Annotated in this window: 15 protein-coding genes; 6 read left to right on the forward strand and 9 right to left on the reverse strand. The window is 65.8% G+C overall.

Annotated elements, in window-relative coordinates:
* Positions 1 to 3: 3 nt before the first annotated feature.
* Positions 4 to 888 carry a fumarylacetoacetate hydrolase family protein gene (locus tag ACFOOQ_RS20410; RefSeq protein WP_379729544.1) on the reverse strand — a complete coding sequence of 295 codons (885 nt, stop codon included), beginning with the start codon at positions 886 to 888 and terminating at the stop codon, positions 4 to 6.
* A gap of 72 nt (positions 889 to 960) precedes the next feature.
* Complete coding sequence (locus tag ACFOOQ_RS20415; protein ID WP_379729547.1) at positions 961 to 1,737, reverse strand: cyclase family protein; 777 nt, start codon at positions 1,735 to 1,737, stop codon at positions 961 to 963.
* A 134-nt stretch (positions 1,738 to 1,871) separates the two neighbouring features.
* On the opposite strand from ACFOOQ_RS20415, the gene ACFOOQ_RS20420 reads away from it, so the two are divergent.
* The 6 genes from ACFOOQ_RS20420 (at position 1,872) to ACFOOQ_RS20445 (ending at position 8,149) form a co-directional block, all read left to right on the forward strand.
* Entirely contained in the window at positions 1,872 to 2,594 is a 723-nt protein-coding gene (locus ACFOOQ_RS20420; protein WP_379729548.1) for an FCD domain-containing protein, read from the forward strand.
* 51 nt (positions 2,595 to 2,645) lie between these two features.
* Positions 2,646 to 3,716 (forward strand): C4-dicarboxylate TRAP transporter substrate-binding protein, encoded by a 1,071-nt coding sequence (locus ACFOOQ_RS20425; RefSeq protein ID WP_379729550.1) that lies wholly within the window; start codon positions 2,646 to 2,648, stop codon positions 3,714 to 3,716.
* 96 nt (positions 3,717 to 3,812) lie between these two features.
* Entirely contained in the window at positions 3,813 to 4,247 is a 435-nt protein-coding gene (locus ACFOOQ_RS20430) for a TRAP transporter small permease subunit (RefSeq protein ID WP_379729551.1), read from the forward strand.
* Positions 4,244 to 5,557, forward strand: a complete 1,314-nt coding sequence (locus ACFOOQ_RS20435; RefSeq protein WP_379729553.1) for a TRAP transporter large permease — start codon at positions 4,244 to 4,246, stop codon at positions 5,555 to 5,557. Before ACFOOQ_RS20430 ends, ACFOOQ_RS20435 begins: the two co-directional genes overlap by 4 nt.
* 15 nt (positions 5,558 to 5,572) lie before the next feature.
* Positions 5,573 to 6,142 carry a cupin domain-containing protein gene (locus ACFOOQ_RS20440; RefSeq protein ID WP_379729554.1) on the forward strand — a complete coding sequence of 190 codons (570 nt, stop codon included), beginning with the start codon at positions 5,573 to 5,575 and terminating at the stop codon, positions 6,140 to 6,142.
* Between the two features lie 18 nt (positions 6,143 to 6,160).
* Positions 6,161 to 8,149, forward strand: a complete 1,989-nt coding sequence (locus tag ACFOOQ_RS20445) for an acetoacetate--CoA ligase (protein WP_379729556.1) — start codon at positions 6,161 to 6,163, stop codon at positions 8,147 to 8,149.
* 10 nt (positions 8,150 to 8,159) lie between these two features.
* On the opposite strand, the gene ACFOOQ_RS20450 is transcribed toward ACFOOQ_RS20445, so the two are convergent.
* The 7 genes from ACFOOQ_RS20450 to ACFOOQ_RS20480 all read right to left on the reverse strand — a co-directional run bounded on the left by ACFOOQ_RS20450 (position 8,160) and on the right by ACFOOQ_RS20480 (position 18,358).
* On the reverse strand, positions 8,160 to 9,098 hold the full coding sequence (locus tag ACFOOQ_RS20450; RefSeq protein ID WP_379729557.1) for a DMT family transporter: 939 nt from the start codon (positions 9,096 to 9,098) through the stop codon (positions 8,160 to 8,162).
* Between the two features lie 104 nt (positions 9,099 to 9,202).
* Positions 9,203 to 9,580 carry a DUF1850 domain-containing protein gene (locus ACFOOQ_RS20455; protein WP_379729558.1) on the reverse strand — a complete coding sequence of 126 codons (378 nt, stop codon included), beginning with the start codon at positions 9,578 to 9,580 and terminating at the stop codon, positions 9,203 to 9,205.
* A 4-nt stretch (positions 9,581 to 9,584) separates the two neighbouring features.
* Entirely contained in the window at positions 9,585 to 11,669 is a 2,085-nt protein-coding gene (locus ACFOOQ_RS20460; protein WP_379729559.1) for a TRAP transporter permease, read from the reverse strand.
* A 97-nt stretch (positions 11,670 to 11,766) separates the two neighbouring features.
* Positions 11,767 to 12,729 carry a TAXI family TRAP transporter solute-binding subunit gene (locus tag ACFOOQ_RS20465; protein ID WP_379729560.1) on the reverse strand — a complete coding sequence of 321 codons (963 nt, stop codon included), beginning with the start codon at positions 12,727 to 12,729 and terminating at the stop codon, positions 11,767 to 11,769.
* Between the two features lie 520 nt (positions 12,730 to 13,249).
* Positions 13,250 to 14,623 carry a sigma-54-dependent transcriptional regulator gene (locus ACFOOQ_RS20470; protein ID WP_379729561.1) on the reverse strand — a complete coding sequence of 458 codons (1,374 nt, stop codon included), beginning with the start codon at positions 14,621 to 14,623 and terminating at the stop codon, positions 13,250 to 13,252.
* Positions 14,620 to 16,473 (reverse strand): sensor histidine kinase, encoded by a 1,854-nt coding sequence (locus tag ACFOOQ_RS20475; protein WP_379729563.1) that lies wholly within the window; start codon positions 16,471 to 16,473, stop codon positions 14,620 to 14,622. The genes ACFOOQ_RS20470 and ACFOOQ_RS20475 overlap by 4 nt, the downstream gene beginning before the upstream one ends.
* An 82-nt stretch (positions 16,474 to 16,555) precedes the next feature.
* On the reverse strand, positions 16,556 to 18,358 hold the full coding sequence (locus ACFOOQ_RS20480) for a glycoside hydrolase family 17 protein (protein ID WP_379729564.1): 1,803 nt from the start codon (positions 18,356 to 18,358) through the stop codon (positions 16,556 to 16,558).
* Between the last annotated feature and the right edge of the window lie 17 nt (positions 18,359 to 18,375).

An 18,375-nucleotide genomic window follows, 5' to 3' on the forward strand; every position in this document is an offset into this window, starting at 1 on the left:
CGCCTATTTCTGGCGCGCGATGCGGTTGCGCAGGATGCCGATCTTCTCGACCTCCAGCTCGACCACGTCGCCATCCAGCAGATAGCGGCCATGCTCGAGACCGCAGCCGTCGCCGACGGTGCCGGAACCGAAAAATTCGCCCGGGTACACTGTCTCGTCGGCCGAGACGCGCGCCAGCAGATCCTCGAACTTGTGGTGGATGGTGCCGGAGTTGCTGTCGCACCAAGTCTTGCCGTTGACCCGCGCCCGCATGCGCAGATTGTACGGATCGCCGATCTCGTCCAGCGTCACCAGGAACGGCCCCATGCTGTTGCCGGTGTCGAAATCCTTGCCCTTGCAGGGCCCGAGCATGCTCTGCATCTCCAGCCCCTGGGCATCGCGCGCCGAGAAATCGTTGAAGATAGTGAAGCCGAAGATATGGTCGAAGGCTTCCGACGGCTTGATGTTCTTGCCCTTCTTGCCAAGGAAGAAGCCGAATTCCAGCTCGAAATCCATCACATGGCTGTAGCGCGGCCACTGCACGACGCCTTCGGGGCCGTTCACCGAGAAGCGGTTGGACTTGTAGTAGATCGGCATGCGGTACCAGCTCGCCGGCACCTTCGCAGCCCCCATCCTGATCATCAGCGGCGCCAGCACGGGATGGCGCATGCGGATCATGGTCTTGCGGGCCTGGAAGACATGCTTCTCGAACAGCATGCTATCGCGGATCTGCTCCGGCACCGGCACCGGCGCATGCAGTTTCGCATCGGCCAGCGTCACCCGGATCTCGGCCCTGGCATGCAGGTCGCGCACGCGGGCCAGCGCCGCATCGCCGCCCTGGATGATGGCCAGTATGCTGGGGAAACTGTCGCCGAGGTCGACGATCATGGCGCCGTCGCCGGTCAGCACGCCGGGACGCCCAAGTCCATTGATTCCTGGGCCGCGGGCCGGGTGACTGAAAGTGCAGAATTTCATCTGTGACTATTCCTCGATGATGGCAACGGCCCGCGTCCAGCCGGCCGAGGCGCCGCGGATCTTGTGCGGGAAGCAGGAAATGGTGAAGCCGTGCGACGGTAGCGCCTCGAGATTGTGCAGCTTCTCGAGGTGGCAGTAGCCGATATGGCGGCCGGCCTTGTGACCTTCCCAGATCAGCGAAGCATCATGGCTCTCGGCGAATTTCTTCGCCGTATGCACGAAGGGCGCATCCCAGCTCCAGGCATCGGTGCCGGTGACCCGCACGCCGCGTTCCAGCAGGTACATGGTGGCCTCATAGCCCATGCCGCAGCCGGTGCTGACGTAAGTAGGCTTGCCATAGGCGGCACCGGCGGCGGTGTTCACCACCACGATGTCATGCGGCTTCAGCGCATAGCCGACACGCTTGAGTTCGGCCTCGACATCGGCGGCGGTGACGACATAGCCGTCGCCCCGGTCGCGGAAATCGAGCTTCACACCGTCGCCGAAGCACCACTCCAGCGGCACCTCGTCGATGGTCCAGGCGCGCTCGCCCTTGTTCATGGTCGAATGGAAATGATACGGCGCGTCGAGATGCGTGCCGTTATGGGTGTTGAGCTGGACATTCTCCACCGCCCAGCCCTCGGCTTCCGGCAGGTCCTCTTCCTTCAACCCGGGAAAGAATTTGACCACGTCAGAGGCGCTGTCCTTGTGGCGGATGTACTCGATCTTCGGGCCGAAGCCCGGCGGATCGGAAATGACGTCGTTTTCCAGATAGATCGAGAGGTCGACGAAACGGCGGGCCATGCTTCCTCCTGACCGCCCCGGCGGGCGGCTGTTCTTCTGCCTATTGGCGCCACTCTACCGACGATAAAGTATTTTGTCGATTTTTTTATGTTTTGTCGTTGACACTCGCCCGAGCCCGACCCCAGAGTGGCGCCATGACCGAGGACCGGGGCAAAGCCGAAATCCGCGACCTGGCCGCCGAGGCCGGCAGCCTGACGGAATTCGCCTTCCGGCAGATCCGCGCCGACATCATCGCCGGCCGCTTCCCGTCCGGCGTCAAGCTGCAGATCGAGGACCTGAAGGCCCGTTACGGGCTGAGCGCCAGCCCGTTGCGCGAGGCGCTGGCCCGGCTGGTCAGCCAGGGCTTCGTGCAGATCGAGAACCAGCGCGGCTTTCGTGTCGCGCCGATGAGCGCCGACGATCTCGCCGACATCACGCTGGCCCGCAAGGTGATCGAGACCGCCGCGCTGAAACGCGCCTTCGAGCGCGGCGACGACGCATGGGAGGCCGGGATTCTCGCGGCCTATCACCGGCTGGAGCGCTTCGTGCAGCGCATGGACAACGCGCCGGTCGAGAATCTCGGCGAGTTCGGCGAACTGCATAAGGCCTTCCATGTGGCGCTGATCGCCGCCTGCGGCTCACCGCGCCTGCTGGACGAGCAGGCCCGGCTCTATGACCAGGCGGAACGCTACCGCCACCGCATGATGACCGCCTATCTGCTGGAAATCGGCATCGGCATCATGGACGAGCACAAGCAGCTGATGGAGCTGGTGCTGGCACGCAAGGCCGAAGACGCCTGCGCCATGCTCGACCATCATCTCGACCACACCTACCAGTTCTGTTTCGGGAGCGACACGGCACAGACCGCACCACCCTGATCGCTCCACATTGCATGACCGCGGCAAAAACACACCCTTAGGGAGGAAACAATGTCCGCAATCCGCAACGCCACGCTGGCGGCCGGCATCGTCACGGCCGCACTGTTCGCCCATCCGTCGCAGGCCGAGACGATCAAGATGACCGCCTTTGCCGGCCATCCGCCGGTCTTTCCGTGGGTCAAGCTGATGGATGATTATTTCATCCCCGAGGTCGACAAGCGCCTCGCGGCAGCCGGCGGCAAGCTCAAGATCGAGTGGAACCGCGCCTATGGCGGCACCCTGGTGAAGCTGGGCAGTGAGTCGACCGCGCTGAAGGACGGGCTCGGCGAGATCGGCTTCGTTTCGACCATTTTCGAGGCGCCGAAATTCCCGCTGCAGAACGTCACCTATTACACGCCGTTCGGCACCGACGACATCTCCATCGTCTCGAAGGTGATCACCGCCCTGCAGGACAAGATCCCGGAGATGAAGGCGGCCTGGACCAAGAACAATGCGGTCTTCCTCGGCGGCACCGGCCTCGATGCCTATTACCTGTTCACCAAAAACCCGGTCGAGAAGCTCGACGATCTCAAGGGCCTCAAGATCAATGCGCCGGGCCCCTCGGCCAACTGGCTGAAGGACACCGGCGCTATCGCCGTCGCCGGCAGCCTGCAGACTTACTACAACGACATCCAGACCGGGGTGACCTCGGGCACCCTGACCTTTGCCTCCGGCGCCTTCCCGGCCAAGGTCTACGAGGTGGCGCCCAATATCACCAAGGTGAATTACGGCGCCCAGTTCGGCGGCGCACTGGCCATGAACAAGCGGGTGCTCGACCACCTGCCCAAGGATGCGCAGAAGATCTTCCTCGATGTCGGCCGCGACTATGCCGAGAAATTCAACGCCCTGCTGACCGGCACCTCGAAAGGCCTGATGGAAAAAATGGTCGCCGCTGGCGCCAAGGTGCGCGAGGTTCCGGCCGCCGAGCGCAAGCAATGGGCGGCGGCGATCCCCAATCCGGCCCTGCCCTGGGCCAAGGACCTTGATTCCAAAGGCCTGCCCGGCACCAAGGTACTAAAGGCCTATATGGCCGAAATGAAGGCCAATGGCGTCGTCTATCCGCGCGACTGGTCGAAGGAATAGCCCCGCTTCCATAGCGTCAGCAGAATGGTGCCGCGCATGTTTGCCAGATTCCTCGGGCTGATGAACGCCTGCGGGACCGTGTGGATTTTTCTCCTCATGATCCTGATCAACAGCGACATCATCGGTCGCGAGCTGTTTGAATCCCCCGTGCGCGGCACCACCGAGATCCTGTCGATCTCGATCGTCGGCATCGTCTTCCTGCAACTCGGCCATACCCTGATGAGCGGCAAGATCACCCGCTCCGACATGGTGATCGACAACCTGCTGGCGTTCCGGCCGCGTATCGGCCATGCCCTGCAATGCATCTTTCATCTCGGTGGCGCCGTGCTGCTGGGCATCATCTTCTGGGGCAGCATCGACCTGTTCACCGATGCCATCGCCATCCAGGAATATGTCGGCGCCGTCGGCGACTTCACCGCGCCGACCTGGCCGGTGCGGCTGCTGATCCTGATCGGCAGCGCCGCCACGGCGATCCAGTTCCTGCTGCTGGCTGGACGCGACCTGCGGATTGCCCTGGGGAGGCAGCCATGAGCGGCCTCGAAATCGGTTTCGGCACCATCGCCGCGATGATGGTGCTGATCTGGCTCGGCGTGCATGTCGCGGTCGCGCTGGGCCTGACGTCGTTCGCCGGCGTCTGGCTGCTGAAAGGCAGCCCGGTGGTCGCCACCGCCATGCTGTCGCAGGGCGCCTATGACGCCATCGCCTCTTACGTCTTTGCCGTGGTGCCGCTGTTCGTCCTCATGGGGTTCCTGGTCAGCATCGCCGATGTCGGCAAGGATGCCTTCGAGGTCGCCAACCAGGGCCTGCGCCGCCTGCGTGGCGGCCTCGGCATGGCCACCGTCGCCGCCAATGCGATCTTCGCCGCGATCACCGGGATTTCCATCGCCTCGGCCGCCGTCTTCACCCGCGTCGCCGTGCCCGAGATGCTGCGCTACGGCTACACGCCGAGCTTTGCTACCGGCGTAGTAGCCGGCTCGTCCGTGCTTGGCATGCTGATCCCGCCCAGCCTGCTGATGATCCTTTATGGCTTCCTCGCCGAGGTCTCGGTCGGCCATATGTTCATGGCCGGGATTCTTCCAGGCCTGCTGCTCGCCGTCGCCTATGGCGTCAGCATCGCCGCCATGGCCCGGCTGGTGCCGCAGTTCGTCGGCGGCAGCGCCACCGGCGACGCGGTGACCGGCGACCTGATGGGCCTGCGCGAGATGCTGGTCAAGCTGCTGCCGATCCTGCTGCTGATCGTCGCCGTGCTGGGCGGCATCTATGGCGGCTTCTTCAACGCCACCGACGCCGGCGCGGTCGGTGCCGCCGGCGCGCTGATCATCGCGCTGGTCAAGCGCCGGCTTGATCGCCGCAAGCTGTGGCAGGTGATGGTGGAAACCGGCCATGTCACCGTCTCGGTCTCCTTCTTGATCATCGCCGCCAGCCTCTATACCCGCATGCTGGCGCTGTCGGGCGTGCCGCAATACCTGGTCGGGGAGATCGCCGGCGCCGGCCTCGGCCCATATGGCTTCCTCGCCTGCTATATCCTGCTGGTGGTGATCATGGGCTGCTTCATCGATTCTAGCTCGATCCTGCTGATCGTGCTGCCGCTGATGCTGCCGATCGCCAGCGGCTTCGACATGAATCTCATCTGGTTCGGCATTGTCACCATCGTCGCCGTCGAGATCGGCCTGCTGACCCCGCCGTTCGGCCTCAGCGTCTATGTGATCAAGAGCACGCTGGCCGATTCCCGCATCACGCTGGGGACCATCTTCCGCGGCGCCCTGCCGTTTGCCGCCATCATGCTGGCGGTGCTGGTGCTGCTGGTGATCTTCCCCCAGCTTGCGCTCGCCCTGCTCTAGCGAAAAGAGGCTGCCATGAACAAATCGCCCCGCCGCATCGTCACCGGCCATGACGCCGCCGGCAAATCGGTGGTCGCCATCGATACCGTGCTGGCGCCGAAGGTCTCCAACCCCGAACGCGGCGTCGATTTCTATGAAATCTGGAACACCACCGGCAGCCCGGCGCCGGTCGGCAACGAGGCCGATCCCACCGACCGGCCGCTGACCATCCCGCCGCCGAAGCATGGCAGCATCATCCGCTATGTGGATTTCCTGCCGGAAAGCGCGGCGACCAAGACCATGGACGCCGAAGCCGCCCGCGCCGCTTTCGCCACCGTCGGCACTGCCCATGCCTCGACCTGGAAACCCGGCCAGCATCCGATGATGCATCGCACCGAAACGGTCGATTACGGCATCGTCGTCGAGGGCGAGATCACCCTGATCCTTGACGATACGGAAACCCGCCTGACTGCCGGCGATATCGTGGTGCAGCGTGGCACCGACCATGCCTGGGCCAACCGCTCGGACAAACCGGCCCGCATGGCTTTCATCCTGCTGGATGGTGCATTTTCCCCGGAGCTGCGTAAACTGCTCGAAAAAGGCTAGAGCAACCCTGGAGGAACCATGACCGCGCCTGACACTCCCGCCATGCTGTGGTCCCCCTCGCCGGAGCGCCTGAAGCGCAGCCGGCTGCGGCAGTATATGGACTGGCTGGCCCGCGAGCGCGGCCTCGACTTCGCCGATTACGACGCGCTGTGGCGCTGGTCGGTCGCCGACATCGAAGCCTTCTGGGCCTCGATCTGGGATTATTTCGAGGTCCGGGCGCACAAGCCCTATACCAAGGTTCTCGGCCGACGCGACATGCCGGGCGCCGAATGGTTCACCGGCGCCGAACTGAATCTCGTCGACCAGATCCTGCGTCATGAAATCGCCGCCAAGCCGGCCATTCTCTATGCCTCCGAGACCGCAGCGTTGCGCGAGATGTCGTGGGCCGATCTGCACGGGCAGGTCGGTGCCGTCGCCGCATACTTGCGCGCCGCCGGGGTGAAACGCGGCGACCGCGTCGTCGCCTATGCGCCGAATACCCCGGAGACCATCGTCGCCTTCCTGGCGATCGCCAGCCTCGGCGCGGTCTGGTCGGTCTGCGCGCCCGACATGGGGCTCGCTTCGGTCCTCGACCGTTTCCGCCAGATCGAGCCGGTGGCCCTGGTCGCCGTGCCGTCGAGCCACTACAATGGCAAGCTGATCGACAAGGGCGCGGTGCTGGCCGAAATGGTCGCCGCCCTGCCCAGCGTGAAGACCCTGATCCTGTTGCCGGGCGAGAGCAGCCACTCTGTGCCGCAGGGGGTAACGGTCGCGCACTGGACCGAGATCACGGCAAAACCTGTACCGGTGCAGGTCGAAGCTTTGCCCTTCGACCATCCGCTGTGGATCGTCTATTCGTCCGGCACCACCGGCCTGCCCAAGGCCATCGTGCACAGCCATGGCGGCATCGTGGTCGAGATGCTGAAAATGATGGCGCTGCACAACGACATCGGACCCGATGACGTCTTCCACTGGTATTCCAGCACCGGCTGGATCATGTGGAATGCCCAGGTCGCCGGGCTAGTCACCGGCGCCACCATCGCGCTCTACGACGGCAGCCCGTCGCATCCGGACTGGACCCGCCTGTGGCGCTTCGCCGGCGAGGCGAAGCTCACCGTCTTCGGCGGCGGCGCCGCCTTCTTCGCCAACTGCCTGAAGGCCGGCGTGAAGCCGCGCGAAGTTACCGACCTGTCGCGCCTGCGCACCATAGGCTCGACCGGCTCGCCGCTGTCGGAAGACGCCTATGCCTGGATCTACCGTGAGCTCGGCCCCGATATCTGGCTGATGCCGATCTCTGGCGGCACGGATTTCGCCGGCGCCTTTGTTGCCGGCTGCTCGATCCTGCCGGTCTATATCGGCGAGATGCAGTGCCGCTGCCTCGGTGCCGATATCCAGGCCTATGACGAGGCTGGCAAGCCGCTCAGCGACGAGGTCGGCGAGCTGGTCTGCGTGCAGCCGCTGCCGTCCATGCCGCTCTACCTGTGGAACGACGCGGACGGCAAACGCTATCGCGACAGCTATTTTGACGTCTATCCGGGCATCTGGCGCCATGGCGACTGGATCCGCATCACGCCGCGCGGCGGCGCGGTGATCTACGGCCGCTCGGACGCCACCATCAACCGCTACGGCCTCAGGCTCGGCACGGCGGAAATCTACCGCGCCGTCGAGGAGCTGCCCGAGATTCTCGACAGCCTGGTGATCGACCTCGAATTCCTCGGCCGCGACAGCTACATGCCGCTGTTCGTGGTGCTGCGGCCCGGCCTGACGCTCGATGCCGCCCTGAAGGACAGGATCAACCAGGCGATCCGTGCGGCAGTGTCGGCGCGTTTCGTGCCGAACGACATCTTCCAGGTGGCGGAAGTGCCGCGCACCCTGTCCGGCAAGAAGCTGGAAGTGCCGGTGAAAAAGATCCTGCTCGGCCAGCCGGCCGAAAAGGTCGCCAATCCCGGCACCATGGCCAATCCCGGCAGCATCGCCTGGTATGCGGATTTCGCGCGCCAGCGCGACATGGCCCAGGGGGCGGCTTAAAGGCGGCGGCCTAACCTGCCTTCAGCTGGGCCCGGCGGGCCAGCAGGATGCCGAGCAGCACCACGGCGCCGCCGCCAAGCTGCAGGGGCTGCAGCCCCTCGCCGAGCCACAGCCAACCGAAGAAGGCGGCGGCGACCGGCTGGATCAGCACCACCAGCGACGAGAACGACGCCGGCAGGTGGCCAAGCGCATAGGCGATCAGCCCCTGTCCCAGCGCCTGGCTGATCCAGGCCAGTCCGAACAGGATCAGCCAGCCATGCAATGTGGCCGGCAGCAGTCCCTCGCCCATCACCCAGACCATCGGCAGCAGGGCGATGCCGGTGACCAGGCTCGACCACAGCATCAGGTCCTGGGTACCGTGGCGGCCGCGCAGCTTGGCCACGGCGATCATGTAGCAGCCGTAGAAAACCGCCGTGGTAAACGCCAGCATGTCGCCGAAGACATTGGTGCCGCCGAGTTCGAGGCTGGCGCCGACCAGCATCAGCGCGCCGCAGATCGCCACCAGCATGGCGACCAGGAAGGCGCCAGTGATCTTTTCGCGCAGCACCAGCCAGGCGCCGAGCGTGACGATGACCGGGGCAAAATTGCTGAGCAGCGTGGCATTGGCCACGGTGGTGTACTTGATCGCCAGGTGCCAGAAGAACAGGTCGCCGGCAAACAGCAGGCCCGGCACCAGGATCAGCGCCAGCGGCGGCAGCGGCCGGGACTGGCCCACAGCTACCGCCACCCTCGGCAGAGCCGGCATGAAACGCCACCACAGCCAGATTGGCGGCACGGCAAGAATGGCACGGTAGAAACCGGTGGCGGTCGGTCCGACTTCCGATAGCCGCACGAAGATCGGCGAGAAGGCGATGGCCAGCGCACCCAGTACCAGGGCGGCGAGCGCAAGCTGCTGGCGCAGACGCAGGGCGGCAGCAACGGGAACGGCGGTCGGCGACGGCATCGACATAGAGGCGGCCTGGCGGGACGGTTTTTGTTCTGCCCCCGGCTTAGCCCGGCCCGGCGGGTGACACAATGGTCATGGCGCCGGGGCCAAGACGCCCGGTCGAGTCGTCAGCGGCAGGGCTCCATGGTGACGGCCTGCTCGGGGCCGATGCCGGGGAAATAGCTGCCGAGGTCGCGGCATTGGCCCTTGATGCACAGATGCCAGTCGCCCGGGGTGAAGGGCGAGCGGGTCAGGGTCAGTTGCGGCTGCGGCGGCAGCCTGGGCTTCCAGACCCAGAAGCCGTTCCTGAAGACGGCATCCGGGCCGGGGTCCATGCCGGCGCCACTCGACTGCACGGCCGCCTGCTCGACCACCAGCCCGGCTTTGGTCAGATCCCAGTGCTCGCGCCATTCGGTCTTCTGCACGCTATGGATCCAGCGCAGGTCGACCGCCGAGGTGTGCAGAGCCACCACGGCGGCGCCCAGCGCGAGGCAGAGCCCCGCCACCGGATCAGGCCGCGGCCGGTGCGTCGTCGCGTTTGGTCTTCCACCAGTGGAAGACCAGGAAGGCGATGGTCAGCGCCGCCGCGATCTCGTCGGTGGCCGGATAGGCCACCACGAACAGGAAGGCCGCCGCCGTCGCCCAGAGCCGCTCGATCCAGCCCATGCGGCCGAGCAGCCAGCCGCTGGCCGCGCCACCCCACAGGCAGATGGCGATCACCGCCTTGATCGCCACATAGGCGGTATCGAACCACGTACCACCCTGCAGCATCAGGGCCGGGGTATAGACCGCCATGAACGGCACGACATAGCCGGCGAGGCCGATCTTGGTGGCATTCAGCGCGATTTTGGTATGCTTCTCCTTGGCAATCGACGAGGCCGCCAGCGCCGCCAGCGCCACCGGCGGCGTCAGGTCGGCCATGATGCCAAAGTAGAAGCAGAACATGTGGCTGATCAGAACCGGCACGCCCATGCCCTGCAGCACCGGCGCCGCCATCGAACTGGTGATGATGTAGTTCGGGATGGTCGGGATGCCGGTGCCCAGCACGATGCAGGCCACCATGGTCATCACCAGGGCCAGCAGCAGGTTGTCGCCGGCCACCGAGAGGATGCCGCGCGCCAGCTCGTTGGCGATGCCGGTCATCTGCGCGATGCCGATCAGGATGCCGACCAGCGCGCAGGCGACGCCGACGCCCAGCGCGCCCTTGGCGGCATCGGCAAAACTGAGCAGCAGCAGCCGCTGGGTCTCGCGGCCACCCTTGACGAACCAGGTCAGCACCACCAGCAGGGCGATGACGATGATGGCGAGCTCCTCGATGCGCAGGCCGGAATAGCGATAGATGACCGCCGTGCACAGGCCGAGGCCAATCCAGAACAGGATGCGGTAGAACATCACCTTGGTCTGGCCGGCGGCCTGCTGGCCGAGGATCAGCACGGTGGTCAGAGCCATGCCCATGGTGCCGGCGAACAGCGGCGTGAAACCGGAGAACAGCAGGTAGACCAGCACGGCCAGCGGCAGCAGCAGGTACCATTTCTCGGTCAGCGCCTTCAGCGCATTCGGGCAGTCTTCTTTCTTCAGGCCGACCAGGCCGGCACGGCCGGCTTCCAGATGCACCATCCAGAAGGCCGAAAAGAAATACAGGATGGCCGGAATCACCGCGGCGAGCGCCACCTGCGAATAGGGCACGCCGATGGTCTCGGCCATGATGAAGGCGACCGCGCCCATCACCGGCGGCATGATCTGGCCGCCCATCGACGAACAGGCCTCGACCGCGCCGGCAAAGGCCGGCCGGTAGCCGAACTTCATCATCAGCGGGATGGTGAACTGGCCGGTGGTCAGCACGTTGGCAACGCCGGAACCGTTGATGGTGCCCATCAGGCCGGACGAGATCACCGCCACCTTGGCCGGGCCGCCCTTGTGGTGGCCGACGGTGCCGAGTGCGAGGTCATTGAACAGGCTGATCATGCCGGCGCGTTCCAGCAGGGCGCCGAACAGGATGAACAGGAAGATGTAGGTCGCCGAGACGAAGGTCGGCGTGCCGAGAATGCCCTCGGTGCCGAAATACAGCGTGTCGATCACCTGGGTGTAGTCGAAGCCGCGATGCACCAGGAAGCCCGGCAGGTCACGGCCGAAAATCGCATAGGGAATGAACAGCGCGCAGAGCAGCGGCAGTTCCCAGCCCATGATGCGCCGCGCCGCCTCGAGCACCAGCAGGGTGATGATGGTGCCGACCACGAGGTCGGTGGTGCTGGGGTCACCGGCGCGCTGGATCAGGTCCCCTTCATAGACCCAGTGGTAGAACGACAGGCCGAAAGCGATGACGGCGAAGGCAATGTCGTACCACGGCGCCTTGCTGCCCTGGTCCTTCTTGCGGAAGCGGAACAGGAAATAGGCGAGCGCCAGCAGGAAGCCGACATGGACGCTGCGCAGCACCATGGTGGGCAGCGGACTGAAGGCTGCGGTGACGATCTGGTAGAAGGTGAAGACGATGGCAATGGCCAGCACCGCCTTGCCTTGCCAGCCCTCGAGCGCGGCAGCACCATGCACGGGATTCTCGCGGTCGATCACCGCTGCTGCTTCTTTGTTGCCGGACATGCGGCTACCCCTTGCCTGCTGGAACGCTCAATCCTGGAAGTAAAACGCCGGCGCCCATGAGAGCGGGCGCCGGCGCAAGACGTTGGCGACTGGCCGCTTACTTCAGCAGCCCGGCTTCCTTGTAGTACTTCTCGGCGCCCGGATGCAGCGGCACCGGCGAGTTCAGCGGCATCTCCGCCTTGATGATGCCCTTGGCGGCCGAATGGGCGGCATAGAGCTGGTCGAGGCCTTCGACCATCGCCTTGGTCATCTTGTAGGCGAGATCGTTGCTGACCTTGGTGGTGGTGACGAAGAAGTTGCCGACAGCCGCGGCCGGAATGGGCTGGTCGATGCCCTTGTAGGTACCGGCCGGAATGTCGGTGGCGATATAGGCGGCGTCGCCGACCTTCTTCACCACGTCGGCCGGAACCGGCACGAACACGATGTCGACCGAGGTGGCAAGATCGCGGATCGAGGAGACGCCGAGGCCGGCCGATTGCAGGGTGACGTCGATCTGGCGGTTCTTCATCAGGTCGACCGACTCACCGAAGCCGAGATATTCGACCTTGGAGAAGTCCGAGTACTTGAGGCCGGCGGCGCCGAGAATGGCGCGCGCATTGATCTCGGTGCCCGACTTCGGCGCGCCGACCGAGATGCGCTTGCCCTTCAGGTCGGCGAGCGTCTTGATGCCCGACGACGCGCTGGCGACGATCTGGATGTAGTTCTTGTAGGCGGCCGCGATGGTGCGCAGCTTGTCCAGCTTGTGCGGGAAGCCGGCTTCCTCGTCGCCCTTCCAGGCATTCGAGAGCGTATCACCGAGGGTCAGGGCCAGTTCGCCCTTGCCGGTGTTCAGCAGGTTGAGATTCTCGACCGAAGCCTTGGTCGGCTGCACCGACACCTTCGCGCCCGGGATCGCCTTGGTATAGATGTTCGAAAGCGCCACACCGATCGGGTAATAGGCGCCCGAGGTGCCGCCAGTCAGGATGTTGACGAATTCCTGCGCCCGCGCGGCGCCGGCAGCGAAACTGAGAGACAGGGACATCGCCGCGGCAGCGACAAGGGTCCGGCGTGAAATGCTCATGGTGTCCTCCCCTAAGGAATTGCTACTTAAATATGGAACCTGCGTTCGAGCGCCGTTTTACCGACTGGGCGCCGAATGCGCAAATCCTTTGTAAATTCAAGCCGCAAGCGGCATGCCGTGACAGACACGGACAAAGAATTTCCACCCCCGCAACACTATCAGCACGATCAGCAAACCGCGTCGACACTGCCACGCCACCGACCTGTCATCCGGCTGCCATGCTGCAATGCGCAATAACGGCCGGTCAGGCCCGAACGCGCCCTGCCGGTAGAAACCGGAAGCCATCCTGGGGATGCCTGTTGTGTGCTGGAAACGGCTCCGCCCGTGGCGGTTGCCGCAATCCTCCCCGTGATGCTCCCGCTCTGTCGGCGGAGCCTGCCTGTATCAGCAAGACCCGTACCACCGGCGGGCCGCCGGCTAGGCTGTTGATTCTGTGTCGGCGCGGCGCTTATTGCAGTGCGGTATTCGGCATATATCCGCCGAGCCGGAACGGGTGCTCGGCGGATTTCCGCAGGCGGCTCTATTCCTGGTCCGGCAGGTAGCGACGCCGGTCGATACCGTAGCGCTCCATCTTTTCATTCAAGGTGCGGCGCGGCAGGCCGAGCCGCTCCATGGTCTGCCGCACATCGCCCTGGCTGTCGCCGAGTGCCGTCTCGATGCAACGCTTCTCGAAGGCGGCGACACTCGCCGCCAGGCTGCCGCGGCCTTCAGCGGCGGCCTCGCCGCGGCCGTCGAGGCCCGCCAGCGGACCCGACAGCGCCTTGAGGCCAAGCACGTGCCGCTCGGCAACATTGCGCAGCTCGCGCACATTGCCCGGCCAGTCATAGGCCTGCAGCGCCAGCAGGGTCGCCTCATCGGGCGGCAGGGCATCGCGGCCGTGCAACTGCGCCGCCTCGAGCGCGAAATGCTGGAACAGCAGCGGAATATCCTCGCGCCGCTCGCGCAGCGGCGGCAGCACCAGTTCGGCAACATTCAGGCGGTAATACAGATCCTCGCGAAACTGCCCGGCAGAGGCCGCCGCGCGCAGATCGACCTTGGTGGCGGCGACGACACGGAAATCGACCGGGATGGTGCGGTTCGATCCGAGACGCTCGATCACCTTGTCCTGCAGCACCCGCAGAAGCTTGGCCTGCAGGGCCAACGGCATGCTCTCGATCTCGTCGAGGAACAGCGTGCCGCGATCGGCATATTCCAGGCGGCCGACGCGGCGCTCGGCGGCACCGGTGAAGGCGCCGCGCTCGTAGCCCATCAATTCGCCTTCGAACAGCGCCTCGGGCACGGCGGCACAGTTGATCGCCACGAAGGGATGCGCGGCCCGCGGCCCGAGATCGTGCAGGCAGCGCGCCACCATTTCCTTGCCCGCCCCGGTCTCGCCGCGCACCAGCACCGGCACGGCGGTCGGCAGCAGGTCGAGAATGTCGCGCCGCAGCTCCTCGATGGCCCGGCCGGTGCCGATCAGCCGTCCGGCAATGTCGCTGCCCGACGACAGCCGCAGCAGCAGCCGGCGATTTTCCATCACCAGCCGGCGCTTGTCGGCGGCGCGGCGCAGGGTCTCGACCAGCCGCTCCGGCGAGAACGGCTTCTCGATGAAGTCGTAGGCACCGCGTCGCATGGCATCGACCGCCATGGCGATGTCGCCATGACCGGTGATCAGCACCACCGGCAGATCCGGATCGATGGCGCGCAGCCGTTCGAGGAACTGCAGGCCATCCATCTGCGGCAGCTTGACATCGGAAATCACGATGCCCGGATATTCCGGATTGAGCCGCTCGAGCGCCGCCATTGCCGTTTCATGCAGTTCGACCTCGAAATCGGCCAGCTCCAGCCACTGCCGCATCGACAAGCGGACCGCCTTCTCGTCATCAACGAACAGAACCTGCGGCTTAGCACTCATTCCCGGTCTCCGGTGGCGGCGTCCGGCGACGGCGCCGGCAGCCACAGGGTGAACACGGCGCCGCCCTGCGGCGCATTGTCGGCGACCAGCGTGCCGCCGAAATCGCGCACGATGCCATGCGAAATCGCCAGGCCGAGACCGAGGCCCTCGGCCTTCTGCTTGGTGGTGAAGAACGGATCGAACAGATGCGGCATGTGTTCCGGCGAGATACCGATGCCGGTGTCGGCGATACGCAACGCCCAGCCGCCGTCCTGTTCCGTCGCAGCGATATCCAGCCGGCGTACCGGGCCATCGACCATGGCATCGCAGGCATTGCGCAGCAGGTTGATCAGCACCTGCTCGATGCGGATGTCGTCGGCCGCCACGGTGGCGGTCTCGGGGACATCGATCCGCACGTCGACGGATTCGAGGCGTAGCCGGCTGTCGAGCAGCATGATGGCGCGCCGCAGCACTGTGCGCAGCAGCACCGGCTTGCGGTCGGCGACGCTCTTGCGGGCAAAGACCTTCAGATGGCGCGAGATTTCCGCCATGCGCCGGGTCAGGTCCTCGATCATCGACAGGTTGCCGGTGACGCTGGCGAGGTCGCCGCGCGACACATGCACCTTGGACGCGGCGGCATAGGTGCTGATCGCGGTCAGCGGCTGGTTGATCTCATGGGCGATGGCCGCCGACATCTGGCCGAGCGCCGCCAGCTTGCCGGCCTGCACCAGTTCGTCCTGCGCCTCGCGCAAGATGCTTTCGGCCCGCTCGCGTTCGATAATCTGTTTCTGCAGGTCGGCGGTACGCTCGGCAACGCGCAGTTCCAGTTCGTCGCGGGCCCGGCGCAGGGTCGCCGCCATCGCCTCGCGCGCCTGCTGGCGCAGGCGGTACTGGCGCAGGAACAGGAAGGTTAGTGCCAGCAACGCGCAGATGGCCAAGGTGGCGAACACCGCCTGCCTGCCCTGGTTGGCGGCCGGCGCAGTATCCGACAGATAGATCATCTGCCAGTGATAGCCCGGCAGCGGCTGGTCCTGCCGCAGGTAGTCGCGGCCGGCCAGCGCCACCAGCGACGCCCCGTTCCAGTGGCCGGCACCATGCAGCGGCAGGGGACGCAGGTCGAGGCCGGTATACTTGCGGGTATCCTCGAGCGTCTTGCGGGCCGCGGCATCCAGCGGCCGCAGGGCGGTGAAGCGCCAGGCCGGCCGGCTGGACAGGAAGACCACGCCGAACTCGTCGACCAGCAGCACGGATTCGCCGGCCTGTTCCCATTCACGCTGCAGCGGTTCGATGTCGAGGCGCACCACCACCGTGCCGATCGGCTCACCACCGTCTTCCACGGCTTCGGCGAAGAAGAATGCCGGCTGTCCGGTGGTGGCGCCGATGGCGAAGAAACGGCCCCGTCCATGCGCCAGCGCGTTCTGGAAATAGGGCCGGAAGCTGTAATTCTGCCCGACGAAGCTGGTCGGCTCGGACCAGTTGCTGGCGGCCCGCGTGGTGCCGTCGAGACTCATCACATACAGCACCGAAGTGCGGGCGGCGGCATTGAGCCGCTGCAGCCGCGCATTGACGTTCTGGATCAGTTGCGGATCGTCCGGATGGCGCAGCAGAGCCCGCACGTCGCGATCCTGCGCCAGCACGCCGGGCAGGTATTCGTATTTCTCCAGATGATTGCGGAAGGACGAGAGGTAGAGGCCAAGCCGCTGGCGGCCGCGCCCCTCGATATCCTCCATGCCCGACTGGCGCAGCAGGCTGCCCGCCCACCAAGCCAGCAGCAGCGACAGCGCCAGGAACACCGCCGCGAAGCCGAGCAGCCGGCGCCGGGGCGGCGTCAGCATCAGCGGCATCGAGAGAGACGGAAACTGGGCGGTCATCGGGCCTGCGCGGATCATCCGGAAGAATGGCCCACTATTGCCGATTTTGCCGCGCTCGCAAGGCCCGCGCCGTGGCTGCAGGTCAGGCCGGCGGGGCGCGTCGTGCCAGCAGCAGATTGCCGAGCAGCGGCAGGGCATAGGCCGCGGCCGTCAGGCACCAGAAGATCGCCTCGCGATTGCTCAGCGTCTCGATCAGCAGCACTAGCACCGGCAGGGCCAGCAGCAGGAAGACAAGCGCCGCCTCGACCAGGAAACTGCCGCCGGCAGCCGTACCTGCGGGCTGCGGCTGCCGCGTGAAGGCGGCTCCGAGCGCCAGCAGGGCCGCGCCGCGCTCATTGCCGCCACCCAGCCAGACGCCGAGCAATCGCAGGGCGGCGAAGCCGCAGACCGGCAGCAGGAAATAGTCGAGCGGAAAATCGCGATAGCGGCCGGCGACCACCAGCATCAGGCACTGATAGGCGGCCAGCAGCGCGAACAGTCCGAACAGCCACTCCCCGGCACGGGCACGCTGCCGGTCGCGGAACTGAGCCTGCAGGGCCGGCGCCGCCCGGCGATAAAGAAACGGCAGATAGAGCGGTGCGAGGCGGCGGATCTCGGCCAGCCGTGCCGCCAGCGGCAGCACAGGTGCCGCCGGCTGCGGCCGGCGGCCGAAGCGGTCGAGCAATTCGCCGGTCAGCAGGCCGGCGAAAACCGCCTGCAACAGGGCCATCACCACGAATTCGCCAAAGCGCAGCATGGAATAATTGTGCGACAGGCCGAACTCGAACGTGCCGGCCAGGAAGGCGCCCAGCATCTGCACATACAGCACCGCCGCCAGCATGCGCGGCAGTGGCAGGGCGGCCAGCCGCGGCGCCCGCGGGATCAGCAGGATCAGGGCCACCAGCAGGGCGATGCCGGACACCAGCGGCCATTGCGGCAGATTGGAAACCTTGCCGCCGAGCTGGTATTTCGGCTGGCGGAATTCGTCGAGCACGCCCCAGGCGCCGCCGACGGTGCCCTCCAGCGCCACCTTCCACGGCTGGTCGAAGGCCTCGACAAGGTTGTACTGCAGCTTTTCGCGCTCGGCGAGGCGCAGGAAGTCGGCAATGAAGGTCGCCGCCTCGATCTGCGACGGGATGGCGGCGCGGCGCGAGCGGCCCTGGCTCGGCCAGCCGACCTCGCCGATCACCACCGGCTTGCCGGGCAGCGCCTGCCGTACCTTGCGGTAGACCTCCATGATATGCGCCATGGCGTGGTCGACGCCGACCGGCATGTCTTCCCAGTAGGGCAGGAAATGCACAGTGACGAAATCGACCTCGTTCAGCAGCTGCGGGAAGCGCAGCCAGAATTCCCACACATCGGCATAGGTCACCGGCTGCTTCACCGCCGCCTTGATGCGGCGGATATAGCCGATCAGCTGGTCGACCGTGAGGTCCTTGCGCAGCAGCACCTCGTTGCCGACCACCAGCGATTTGATGGTCTCCGGGTATTCGTTGGCGAGTTTGATCGCCGCTGCCACCTCGGCCTCGTTGATGGCGAGGTCGGCGCCGAGCCAGACGCCCTGCATGACGCTGATGCCATAGCGGCCGGCTTCCTTCGGCACGATATCGAGGCCCTCGCGCGCCGTGTAGGTGCGCACGCCGCGGGTGATGCCGCGCAGGCTGGCGAGGTCCTCCTCGACCTCTTCGGGCGTCGGATAGACCTTGTTGAGCGGCCCCTGGCCGCGGCGGAACGGCGCAAAGGACACGCTGGCGATCTCGGTCGGCACCGCGCCGGGCGCGTTGTCGCCGACCGGCACCGGCCGGTTCTGCCACCACCAACCGAGAATGTTGAGCGCCGCCGCCAGTGCCACGCAGGCAAACAGCAGCAGGATGCGGGAGGCCGGCTTCGATGTCGGCGCGTGCATGCGATGGCGGTCCGGTC

Origin of the sequence: Ferrovibrio xuzhouensis, from assembly GCF_042648965.1 — a bacterium.
Classification (GTDB): Bacteria; Pseudomonadota; Alphaproteobacteria; order Ferrovibrionales; family Ferrovibrionaceae; genus Ferrovibrio; species Ferrovibrio xuzhouensis.